The organism is Micromonospora sp. NPDC020750 (genome assembly GCF_044334565.1).
Classification (GTDB): Bacteria; Actinomycetota; Actinomycetes; order Mycobacteriales; family Micromonosporaceae; genus Micromonospora.
This window is the reverse complement of record NZ_JBIRTH010000005.1, coordinates 308,894-320,556: the sequence shown is the minus strand read 5'-3', so window position 1 is coordinate 320,556 and position 11,663 is coordinate 308,894. Positions and strand designations below refer to the sequence as shown.

General features: G+C 73.6%; 9 protein-coding genes. 7 read left to right on the top strand and 2 right to left on the bottom strand.

Annotated elements, in window-relative coordinates:
* Positions 1–24 precede the first annotated feature (24 nt).
* The 6 genes from ACH4T9_RS17940 to ACH4T9_RS17915 all read left to right on the top strand — a co-directional run bounded on the left by ACH4T9_RS17940 (position 25) and on the right by ACH4T9_RS17915 (position 8,335).
* Complete coding sequence (locus ACH4T9_RS17940; RefSeq protein ID WP_396672323.1) at positions 25–1,902, top strand: hypothetical protein; 1,878 nt, start codon at positions 25–27, stop codon at positions 1,900–1,902.
* Positions 1,899–2,933, top strand: a complete 1,035-nt coding sequence (locus tag ACH4T9_RS17935; protein WP_396686837.1) for a peptidoglycan-binding protein — start codon at positions 1,899–1,901, stop codon at positions 2,931–2,933. The genes ACH4T9_RS17940 and ACH4T9_RS17935 overlap by 4 nt, the downstream gene beginning before the upstream one ends.
* A 152-nt stretch (positions 2,934–3,085) precedes the next feature.
* Positions 3,086–4,669 carry a methyltransferase domain-containing protein gene (locus ACH4T9_RS17930; RefSeq protein ID WP_396672325.1) on the top strand — a complete coding sequence of 528 codons (1,584 nt, stop codon included), beginning with the start codon at positions 3,086–3,088 and terminating at the stop codon, positions 4,667–4,669.
* 268 nt (positions 4,670–4,937) lie between these two features.
* The gene (locus ACH4T9_RS17925; protein ID WP_396672326.1) at positions 4,938–5,117 is read left to right on the top strand and encodes a hypothetical protein; all 180 of its coding nucleotides are present in this window, start codon (positions 4,938–4,940) and stop codon (positions 5,115–5,117) included.
* Positions 5,118–5,244: 127 nt separating this feature from the next.
* Positions 5,245–6,780, top strand: coding sequence for a hypothetical protein (locus ACH4T9_RS17920; RefSeq protein WP_396672327.1), 1,536 nt, complete (start codon positions 5,245–5,247; stop codon positions 6,778–6,780).
* Between the two features lie 142 nt (positions 6,781–6,922).
* Positions 6,923–8,335: a peptidoglycan DD-metalloendopeptidase family protein gene (locus ACH4T9_RS17915; RefSeq protein WP_396672328.1), complete on the top strand. Its 1,413-nt coding sequence runs from the start codon at positions 6,923–6,925 to the stop codon at positions 8,333–8,335.
* 99 nt (positions 8,336–8,434) lie between these two features.
* On the opposite strand, the gene ACH4T9_RS17910 is transcribed toward ACH4T9_RS17915, so the two are convergent.
* The gene (locus ACH4T9_RS17910; RefSeq protein WP_396672329.1) at positions 8,435–9,346 is read right to left on the bottom strand and encodes a hypothetical protein; all 912 of its coding nucleotides are present in this window, start codon (positions 9,344–9,346) and stop codon (positions 8,435–8,437) included.
* 3 nt (positions 9,347–9,349) lie between these two features.
* Positions 9,350–9,712 carry a hypothetical protein gene (locus ACH4T9_RS17905; RefSeq protein WP_396672330.1) on the bottom strand — a complete coding sequence of 121 codons (363 nt, stop codon included), beginning with the start codon at positions 9,710–9,712 and terminating at the stop codon, positions 9,350–9,352.
* Between the two features lie 104 nt (positions 9,713–9,816).
* Here ACH4T9_RS17905 and ACH4T9_RS17900 point away from each other — a divergent pair, with 104 nt between their 5' ends.
* Positions 9,817–11,652 (top strand): WD40 repeat domain-containing protein, encoded by a 1,836-nt coding sequence (locus ACH4T9_RS17900; protein ID WP_396672331.1) that lies wholly within the window; start codon positions 9,817–9,819, stop codon positions 11,650–11,652.
* Positions 11,653–11,663 lie beyond the last annotated feature (11 nt).

Genomic DNA, 11,663 nt, shown 5'->3' with positions numbered 1-11,663 from the left:
TCTCGAAACCGCGCGGAGAAACCGATGACGATCAACTGGAAGAACGACGTGCCGCTGCCGATGGCCCGGCCCCGGTACTACGACCACCAGTACCTGCGGGCCGCCGACCTGGCCCAGGCGGTGGACTACCTGCTGTCCCGCCAGCACCTCACCGCCCGGCTGCGGCAGCCGGTCGGGGTGGTCAGCGGGCTGGAGCTCACCGCGACCGGGGGCGACGTCACGGTCACCGAGGGGGCGGCGGTCGACGCCGACGGGCTGCTCATCGTGGTGCCCGCCAGCCGCCGGGTGAGCCCGCCCGGCGACGGCACGTTCCACGTCACCCTGCGTTACCTGGAGACGCTGACCGACCGGCGCGACGAGGGCGGGGTGGCCGCCGAGACCCGGTGGACCGAGGAGGGCCGGGTGGAGCTGACCAGCGCCCCGCCGGCCGACCCGGGGCGCGCGATCGTGCTCGGCCGGGTGGTCCGCAGCCAGGGCGTGGTGACCGTGCAGGCCACCGGCCGGCTGGTCGCCGGCCTGCGGGTGCCGGCCGGGGCGATCGTGCCGTCCGTCGGCAACTCGCCGCAGGCCGGCATCCAGTTCCCCGCCAACCCGGGGGGCGGGGTCGGCGACGAGGCGTTCATCCGCTACTGGGCGGCGGCCGGCGAGAACACCGTCCTGCGGATCGGCAACAACAACGACCCCGACGACGCGATCACCTTCCACCAGGCCGGCGCGGACCGGCTGCGGATCAGCCAGAGCATGCTGCACCTGGGCAGCCTCGACGGCACCGCCGTGCAGGCCGACCAGGTGGTTGCCAGCCTCGGCTTCTGGGGGGTCGGCGTCCAGCACGGGCAGCTCTCCTTCCGGGCCGGCCGCGGCTTCGAACTGGTCGACTCCAGCACGGTCACCCCCTCGTTGGGTTACCCGTTGCACAGCCGCGAGTACGCGGACCTGGAGGTGCGCGAACTGCGGGCCGCCCGGGTGCGCGGACGCGGCGGGCTGAACCTGCTCAGCGACGGCCAGGTGGCGGTCCGGGCCGGCGCCGGGCTGTTCGTGGTCAAGGAGGCCGGTTCCAGCGGGAACCTGACCGTGCAGGGGGCGCTCGGGGTGGGCGGGAACGTCAACCTCCCCGCCTCGGGATATCTCGCCGGGGCCGGCCGGCTGCACCTGAGCGGCCCGGAGCGGCTGTTCCTGCTCAACACCCAGGGCGTGTACGTCGGGCACGGCGGCAGCTCCGAGCCGGACGCGGGCTGCCTGTGGGTGGAGAAGCGGGGCCTGTTCGGCGGTGACCTGCAGGTCAACGGCCGACTCGGGGTGAAGACGAGCCCGAACTCGATTCCCGACTGGAGCGGCGGGGGCGTCAGCACCTTCGACCTGTTCGTCTCCGGGGCGATGTACGCCGGGCCGGCCGGCGGCCCGTACCCGATCTCGCTGGAGGCCGCCAGCGGCAAGATCGTCGGCCGGACCAAGCAGTTCGTCATCGACCACCCGCTCGACGACCCGGCCGATCCGGACCGCCGGCTGCTGGTGCACGCCGCGTTGGAGGGCCCCGAGAACGGCGTCTACTACCGGGGCGAGGGTCGGCTCGTCGACGGGGCCGCCACCGTCGACCTGCCCGAGTACTTCGAGGCGTTGACCCGGCTGGAGGGCCGCACCGTCCAGCTCACCCCGGTCTTCGACGACGACGAGCCGGTGTCGCCGCTGGCGGCGTCCCGGGTCACCGCCGGCGAGTTCCGGGTCCGCGCCGTCGACGGGTCGAAGGCGTCGCACGCCTTCTTCTGGCAGGTCTCGGCGATCCGCGCGGATCTCGACCCGTTGGTGGCCGAAATTCCCGCCGCCGCGCCGCACACCGTCCGGCCCGCCCCGGCCGCCACCGATCCGACGCCCGATCCGGCGTCGGCGACCCCCACCGCCGCGTGACGACCCCACCGGCGATCAGCAGAGAGGAGCACGAGGTGGACGCGGTGATCGATCAGGTCGACGTCGACCGGACCCCGGAGGACGACGATCCGGGCAGCCGGATCGGGGAGGCGGTCGAGTACGACCTCTTCGCCGCCGAGGAGGAGCCGTCGCCGGAGCCACCCGGGCTCGTGGCGTACCACCTGGCGCCGACGCTGCGGCTGTTGCGCGACGAGATCGACCGGCGCTGGCCGCACCGGGACCGCGCCTCGGACGGCTGGATCGGCGACGCCGCCCACCAGGCCGGCACCTCCGACCACAACCCGGACGCGGACGACCGCTCGGTCAACGCGCTCGACGTCGACCGGGACGGCATCGACCCGCCGCTGGTGATCCGCAAGTGCATCGCGCACCCGTCCACCCAGTATGTGATCTTCAACCGGACGATCTGGAGCCGGACGCGGGGCTTCACCCCCGCCCGGTACACGGGCAGCAACCCGCACGACAAGCACCTGCACGTCAGCGTCAGCCACACCCCGTCGGCGGAGCGGAGCGACCGGAGCTGGGGGATCGTCACCGCGCCGGTGCCGAAGCTCGGTGACCGGGTGCTGCGGCGCGGCAGCCGGGGCAGCGACGTGCGCGAGTTGCAGACCGTCGCCGGCCGGCTGGGCGCCAAGCTGGCCGTCGACGGGGACTTCGGGGTCGCCACCGAGGCGTGGGTGCGTACCTTCCAGCAGGCCCGGAAGCTGGCGGTGGACGGCGTCGTCGGCCCGTGGACGGTCGCCGCGCTGCGCGAGGCCACCACGCCGCCCGCGCCGACGCCGGCCGGGCGGGTGCCCGGCTCACGCACCCTGCGCCGGGGGACGAACGGCGACGACGTGGCCTTCGTCCAGCGGTTCGTGGGGGAGCGGCGGTGCGGCCGGGCGACCGGTGCCTTCGACGCGCGGACGGAGGCCGGCGTGCGTTGGTACCAGGGGATGCGCGGAATCACGGTCGACGGGGTCGTCGGCCCGCAGACCTGGCGGCAGATGCAGGTCAAGGTCGGCTACTGACCCTCGGACGGGTACGGCGGTCCCCGGGACCGCCGTACCCGTTCCCGCCGGTCACTTCGCCGCGATTTCGTCGTTTGCCAGAACGGCAAATTTACTTGTCGGATCGGCGGGGCCCGCGGAACGGTTGGCCCAGACGAGCGGAGGGGACGCACATGGCGGACGAGACGTACGACGTGGTGGTGGTCGGTGGGGGCGCAGCCGGGCTGGGCGGGGCGCTGGCGCTGGCGCGGGCGCGACGGTCGGTGCTGGTGGTGGACGCCGGACAGCCGCGCAACGCGCCCGCCGGGCACGTGCACAACTACCTGACCCGGGAAGGCACTCCGCCGGCCGATCTGGTGGCCGAGGGGCGCGCCGAGGTGACCCGGTACGGCGGCGAGGTCGTCGCCGGGCGGGTCGAGACCGCGTCGCGGGAGGGTGCCGGGTTCGTCGTGACGCTGGACGGCGGGCGCGGCGTGCGGGCGCGTCGGCTGCTGGTGACGACCGGGCTCGTCGACGAGCTGCCCGACGTGCCGGGGGTGGCCGAGCGGTGGGGGCGTGACGTGCTGCACTGCCCGTACTGCCACGGGTGGGAGGTCCGGGACCGGCGCCTCGGCGTCCTGGCCACCGGCCCGACGGCCGCGCACCAGGCGGACCTGTGGCGGCAGTGGAGCCCGCACGTGATGCTGCTGCTGCACGGCGCGACGCCCGGCGTCGAGGAGACCGAGCGGCTCGCGGCGCGCGGGATCACCGTCGTGGACGGGCCGGTCGCGGGGCTGGAGGTGGCCGGCGACACGCTGACCGGGGTACGGCTGGCCTCGGGCGAGGTGGTCGCGCTCGACGCGCTGGTCGTCGCGCCGCGGTTCACCGCCCGCGCGGGCGTGCTGGAGTCGCTCGGCCTGAAGCCGGCCGATGTGGAGTTCGGTGGTCAGGTGATCGGCAGCCAAGTCTCCGCCGACCCGACCGGGGCCACCGCCGTGCCCGGCGTGTGGGTGGCGGGCAACGTGGCCGACGTACGCGCCCAGGTGATCACGGCCGCCGCGGCGGGTCTGGCCGCCGGCGCGGCGATCAACGCGGACCTCGTCGCCGAGGAGACCCGTGACGCCGTGGCCGCCTACCGGCACCAGGCGGACACGATGTTCGAGGAGGCCGCCTGGGAGGAGCGTTACCGGGCCCGAGCGGCGGTGTGGAGCGGACGCCCGAACCCGCAGCTCGTCGCGGACGCCACCGGGCTGCCCCCGGGCCGGGCGCTCGACGTCGGCTGCGGCGAGGGCGCCGACGCTGTCTGGCTGGCCGAACGGGGCTGGCGGGTCACGGCGGTCGACATCTCCACCACCGCCCTGGAGCGGGCCGCCGCCCACGCCGCGGCCGTTGGCCCGCAGGTCGCCGGCCGCATCGAGTGGACACACGCGGACCTGCGTGACCAGCCGCCCGCCGAGGGCGCGTACGACCTGGTGTCGTCTCAGTTCATGCACCTGCCGGGCGCGGCGCGACGGGAGCTGTTCGCCCGGCTGGCCGCCGCGGTGGCCCCCGGCGGAACCCTGCTGATCGTCGGGCACCACCCGCTCGACCTGCGTACCACCGCCCGCCGGATGCACTTCCCGGAGATGATGTTCACCGGTGAGGAGGTCGCGTCCTCGCTCGACCCGACCGCGTGGCAGGTGCTGGCCGCCGAGGCCCGACCACGCGTGGCGGTCGACCCCGAGGGGCGCGAGATCTCCATCCACGACGCCGTCCTGGTCGCGCGCCGCCGAGCCTGACCGGCCCCGACGGTCGCTGGCCGAGCCGGTGACCGTGGTCGCCGGTGCGCCGGTCGACCTGAGCCGGCGTGCCGGTCGGTGCCCGCAGCCGCCTCCCGGCCCCGGCGGGTCTCCCACTGCGGGTGCGGGGAGGAGAATCGGTCTCGGCCCATCGGAAGACCTCCACGCGCGTCGGGTGGGCCGTGTCCCTTCGGGTGGTGCGTGCCGGCTCCACGGCCCGACCCCCGCGCGTGGAGTCGAGCCGTGGAGCCGCAGGGAGGCGACCGGTATGTCGGGTGGAATGGTCGCGGCGGTGGCAGTCGGCACACCCGTGCTCTTTGCCGCGGTCCTGCTGTCGATCATCAAGGTGCTGGGGCGCCGTGCGAGGGCGGGGCTGCGGGCGGGCCGGTACACGTCACGGCGGGGCAACTCGTCGGACAACAGCTCGTCGACCATGGGCGGTGGCTGAGAATCGGGGCGCTGCCACCCTGTGGCTGCTCGGCGAACGGTCCTTCGGCCGGCCGCCCCGATGTTCCAGCCCGCCTTGACCGCCCGAAATAGGATCGAAGCTCGTCATGTCGCGAGGAGGGGTGTCGATGGGGCGGACGCTGCGGGTGGGTATCCCGATTCTTCTGCTGGCCGCCGTCGGCTGGTACGCCTCGTACGTCACCACCATCCTCGTGTGGGAGGCGCGCAAACTGGTGCCCTGGCTGGTGGCGCCGGCCCTGGTGGTCCTGCTCGCCGGGGCGCCGTTCCTGGTGCGGCTGCTCACCCACCGGCTACGCCGACGCCGGACCACGCCCGCGGCGGCCGGCGGGATCGTGGTCCTCGGCTGGCTGGGCGCCGCCGTCGGGCTGGCCCTGGGGGCGTTCTGGCTGGCCTACGGCGAGTACCTCCAGGACCGGGCGTACGTGACCACCATGCGGGTCGTGACCGATCCGGTCCCGGAGCTGACCGCACGCGCGCCGTACGTGGTCGGCCAGGCACAGGCCGCGCCCAACCTGGGTGACGTCACCGGCGAGATCACCGACGTCAGCTACCTACCCGACTCCGACCGGTTCGCCGTCCTGGTCGAGCGGCGCGGCTGGTTGACCGGTTACGAGGTCGGCCTGGTGCAGGAGGTACCGCTCGGCGGCAACAGCCGGGCACAGCAGCGGTGCCAGTTCGACGTGTCGACCGCCGACGCGCGGATCGGCGGCTGGTTCACCCACAACCTGGGCCGGAAGATCTCCGCCGAGCGGCGTGGGGTCCGGTTCTCCGCCGACGACGCGTACGTCCACTGCCGGGGCGACACCCCGGTCGTGGTGGTGCCGCTGAAGCGCCAGACCGGAGTCCTGGTGGTGACCGAGCGGCCGGCCGGCGTGGCGCTGTACGACGGCCGGACCGGGAAGGTCACGATCACCGACGACACGACGAAGGTGCCCGGACCGTCCTATCCGATCAGCCTGGCCGCCGAGCAGCGGGAGGGCACCGCCGCCGTCGGCGGCTTCGCCGACTGGTGGTTCGAGCGCAGCGGCTGGGACGCCTCCGAGGACGGCGCGAACGAGGGCAACGAGTCGGAGTTCACCCTGCGCCACCGCGACGGCAGCGGAGGCAGCGCGTACGTCACCCCGCTCACCCCGCAGGGCGAGGCCAGTTCGGTGGTGGCGGTGTCGACGGTGCCGACCCGGCACTCCGGCGGCGGGCTCGCCCCGCTGACCGTGCACCGGCTCAGCCCGACCTGGTCGTCGCCCCAGGCGATCGTCGCCCTGATCAAGGCGGAGTACCGGGACGTCTGCTGCTGGAACGACGACCAGGTGTTCGAGGTGGTGCCGACCGGCGGCAGCACCTGGACCGCCACGCTCGGCAGCGCGCAGAGCATCCGGTACCGGGTGGAGGGGCGAGGCCAGGTCAACGGACGGGAGGCGACCTGCCTGAAGAACGCCGACGGTGTCCTGGTCCGGTGCGCGTACGCCGCCCCCGGCTCGCCGGAGGAGCAGGAACTGCAACGTCGGGAGCGGCAGAAGCAGCAGGAGGAGGCGGCGAACGGCAGCCCCGACCTGAAGAACCTGGCCACGTACACCGACGAGCGGTTGGCCGAGCTGAACCGACGGATCTCCGAGGAGGTCAACCGCCGCCTCAAGCAGCGGTGACGGTGGTTCCCGGCCCGACGGCACGGGACGGGGCTTTGATATTTCCATGTGTGTACATGTAGGAATACCTCTGCCGTGGTTGATCAGCCACGCTCGGGAGAGGAAGCACATGGGAGTCGCGAGGAGAAGTCTCATCCGTGGCGTGGCGGCCCTGACCGGCCTGTCCGCCGGGGGGCTCCTGGTGCCAGGTCGGGCCTACGCCGGCCCGGCGATCCACAACCCCTTCGGGGGGTACCCGATCACCAACGGGTGGCAGGATCACCTCAACCGGGGCTCCCGGGGCGGCATCGACTTCGGGATGCGCGTGGGCACACCACTGCCCGCGTGCGGGGCGGGCACGGTCACCAACACGCCGTTCAACGGCGGCGGCGGACACACGGTCACCATCAGCCATTCCGAGGGCTATCGCAGTCAGTATCTCCACCTGTCCCAGTTCGCACTGGCCAACGGGACGTACGTTCCGGCCGGTGCGGTCGTCGGATTGTCCGGCGGCGCCGCGGGCGCACCCGGATCGGGCAGCTCGACCGGGCCGCACCTGCACTGGCACATGATCAACCCCGCCGGGGCCTATCTCAATCCGCTGGCCTACATCGCGCAGAACCCGCCGGTGGACGTCGGCGGCCCGATGTTCCACCAGATCCGCGTCGCCAGCGGGGCCTGGACCGGATTCCAGCCGCTCAACGGTTACCAGACCCCCGCGCACGGCAGCGCCAAGGACATGGCGGTGGCCGGCCTCCCCAACGGCACGGCGCAGATGCTGATCGTCGGCCTGGACGACGGCGTCTACCACCGCGTCCGCAACGCCAACGGCACCTGGAGCGAGTTCCAGCCGCTCAACGGCGTCGGCACCACCGGCACCGCGCGGGGGAAGCGGGTGGCCATCGCCGGCCTGCCCGACGGCTCGGCCCAGGTCGTGATCATCAGCGCCGACGACACGGTCTACCACCGCATCCGCAACGCCGACGGGAACTGGACCGCATTCGGCAGGCTCAACGGTTTCGGCACCCCGAGCCCGGCCGGTGCCAGGGACGTCGCCATCTCGGGGCAGCCCGACGGCACCGCGCAGGTGGTCATCGTCGGCATGGACAGCGGCGTCTACCACCGGATCCGCAACACCAACGGCACCTGGAGCGAGTTCCAGCCGCTCACCGGCACCGGCACCAGCACGACGGCGATCGGCAGCGCCGTGGCCGTCGCCGGCCTGCCCGACGGGTCGGCGCAGGTGGTCATCGCGGGCGTCAACGGCTACCTGCACCACCGCATCCGGTCCGCCAACGGCGCCTGGAGCCAGTTCCAGCCGCTCAACGGCGTCGGCACCAGCAGCCCGGCGGTGGCCAAGGACGTCACCGTCGCCGGGCTGCCCGACGGCACCGCGCAGGTGGTCATCGTCGGTTCGGACGACGCCATCTACCACCGGGTGCGTGGCGCCGGCGGTTCCTGGACGGCGTTCAACAGCCTGCCGGGCGTCGGAACCCCGACGCCGGCCAGGGGCAGCCGGGTCTCGCTCGCCGGCCTCCCCGACAACTCCACCCAGTTGGGGCTCGTGGGTCGATGACCAGGGGTCCGGTGCCGGACGCGTTCGCCGGGACCGGACAGCGGGCGGTCCGCGCCCGGCCACGCACGGCGTGCGGCGCGTCACCGACCGAGCCCGTGGTCAGCGACCCTTGCGCACGTGGCGGGTGATCTCGGTGCCCTCGGACAGGCTGAGCGGCCCGGTGCTCTCCAGCGGTGCGACGCCGAGCGCGACGGCCAGCGTGCGGCCGTGGACGTCGAGCACGGCCTCGCTGAGATCGGCGAGGTCGGCCACGGCTGCCCTGGCCCGGACCCAACCGGTCAACCCCACCGCCAGCGCGATCAGCAGCGCCGGCCACCACACGATTCCCAGCACGACGTACGGCAGCGCCCACGCGGTGGTGACCACCGTGGCGGCGAACTGGCCGTTGGCCGTGCCGAGGTCGGCCCGCACGGTGTCGGGCAGCACGAGCCACAGGCGCGACCAGCCGAAACGCAGGTCCAGCCCGTACCGGTCGAGGGCGACCTGTTCCACCGTCGCGATCCGGTCACCCATCCAGGTCGGTCGCGTCGGTGCGGCCAGGGCGAGCCGATTGACCCGGGCTGCCGCGTCGTCGATCTCGGCCTGCTGAGCGGGTGTCCGGCTGGCCGCCGGATACCCGTTCTGCAGTTTCCACCGGTCCGCCACCAACCGGTGCCAGCGGCTGCTCCGCGCGCCGGCCAGCCGCTTCCGTGCCCAGTGCAGCCCTGGCGGCCACAGCCCCAGCAGCCAGGCCCGGACCGGCGCGGCAAGTGCCTGCACGGTCAGTCCGACACCGCTGGCGGCGAGGAGCAGCCCGATCGCGACCAGCGCCTGGGCCGGCCCGGGGGCCCTACCCAGGGTGGATCCGAGTTCGGTCGCCCCCGACGCCAGCAGCGGCAGGTCGACGGCGTGCGACCAGCCGAGCCGGAGGCCGGCCCAGGCGGTGGCGACGAAGAGCAGACCGGGTACCGCGAGCAGACCGACCCAGCGCTCCGCGAGCTGCTTGGCCAGTTCCCCGAAGAAGTTGTTCACCGGTCATCGCCTGCTCATCGGCAGGCCGGTGAGCAGGCATCGCGGTGCCGGCCCGGCCGGTACGGCGGCGAGCACCCGGTCGCACGCGTGGTCGGGGCAGCCGAACGACTCCTCGTCGGCCCGTCCGGGGCCGGAGCCCGGTAGGCCGGCGCCCAGGTTGCGCGAGGTTCCGGTAGCCCCCGCGCCCAGCAGCCGGGTGACCAGCCCGGCGACCGGTCGGCGTGCCCGGGCCTCGGTCTCGATGCTGGCGAGCAGCAGCCGTTGCTGCTCGGATCCTGCGGCGAAGTACGCCCGTAGCGCCGGCAGGTCGTCACAGAGTCCGGCCAACGTGCACCGCTCGACCAGCCTGACCCGCTCGTCATCCACGGCCGGGAATGTATCGGTAGGCGGCGCACCACGCCAAAACCGGCGCACGGCACGCAGGTGTGTCCCTTGTGGTCGGTCATGGTGACGCGGCTAGCATCAGGTGGGTGGCCAGTGATCCCATCGCGGAGTTTCCCGTGGACGACACGCGCCGGGTCGCCGTCATGCAGTGGGCGGTCGACGAGCCGGCTGCGGTAAGTAGCACCGTGCACCTCCAGGTCGGGACCGTCGCGGGCGGCGGATGGTACGTCCGGCACCGGGGGTTCGGCCTTCGCGAGTTCGGCGACCGGCATGCGGCCTGGCGGGCCGCCCGTGGGCTGATGGGCCACCACGACGGGCAGTGGAAACAGATCGACATCGATCATGCGCCCTTCTCGGCGGTGTGCCGGCCCGATGGTTCACGGGTGCTCTACGCCACCCACGAGGATTCGCTCTACGCGTGCTGGGGCCGCGGACGGGAGCGGATCTGGGGCAGGTTCCTGCGGGCGATCAACGAGGGCACCACGCTGCGCCGCACCGAGACGCATGCGCTTCTCGACGGCGCCATCGAGCTGGTGAGGTACCGGGACCCTTACCACGGGCGGGACCGCTATGCCGCGTCGACGGCCCGGGAGTCGGGGGTGGACTGGCTGGTGGTCGACCACGCCGATCAGGCGATGGCGGACGCCGACTACGAGGAGTCGGTCCGCGACAGCGCGGACGAGGACCTCCCGCACCGGTCCAGCGACGTGCCCGACGCACTGGTCAGCCGCAGGTCCAAGCCGCCGGCGGGGCTCCACGTCCTGGCTGACGGCGTCATTCTCGCCGCGGACGACCTCGACGAGTACAACAGCCTCTACGGCCTGCCGTACCGGTCCCGGTGGCCGGTCACCACAGACCCCGCGCCGGTACCGCCGGGCGCGGTGGGCCCGATGACCGCCGAGCCCCGGGACTGGGGGCCGACCTCGACCGATGTCTGGGAGGTCACCCCCGCCGCGTGGCGGAACGAGGACTGGCCGTCGTCCGTCAACGCCCTGGCCTTGGCTGTGCTCCCCGACGGCCGGCAACTCCTCGCCGCCGGCCACGACGACGGCGCGACGCTGTGGAACGTCCGCACCGGCCGGCGCGTCGTCGACGTCTCCGGCCACAGCGAGTGGGTCCTGTCGGTCGGGACGGCCGTGCTCTCCGACGGCACCTCGGTGCTGGCGACCGGAGGTAAGGACGGGCTGGCGCGGGCCTGGTCCACCAGGGACGGGGCAGCCCTGGTGGAGATCGAGGCGCACCGTCGTCCCGTCAACGCGCTCTTCTGGGCCCTTCCGCAGGGGCGGGTGCCGCTGCTGGTCACCGGGGGCGACGACGCCACGATCCGGGTCTGGAACGTCGAGAACAGGGCGCTGCTGACGGAGCTGACGGTGGGGGAGCCAAGCGTCAATCTGGTGTGGTCGACAGCCGGCGCGCTGCTCGCCGACGGGCACCTGTGCGTGGTGGCGGGGGTGGACCCGCTGGGCGTCGCTCCGGTCCAGGTCTGGGATGCCACCACCGGGCGCCGGTTGCACGAGCTGACGATGGGTCAGGACGGTTTTGGCCAGCACCGGCCGGCGGTCGCGGTGGCGACGCTGGCCGACCGGTCGTTCCGGGTGGCGGCCGTCGCCGGTGCCGAGGTGCGGGTCTGGGACGGGCACACCGGCCGGGAGATACGGACGCTGGCCATGCCCGAGCCCGGCATCGGTGACGTCGCCCTCGCGGTGCTGCCCGACCTGCGGGTGGTCGTCGTGGCCACCGTCGGCCGACACACCAGGGCCTGGGAGGTCGAGTCGGGGGCGCTGCTCGCCGGCCTGGACCACGGTGACACGAGGCCCCACCCGGCCGTCGACCTCGCCGTCGCGCCGGACGGTCGACTGCTGCTGGCGGTCGGCGGCGCGGCCGTCCCGCCCCGCGTCGTCCAACTGGACGTGCGCTGGTGACGGCGTACGCG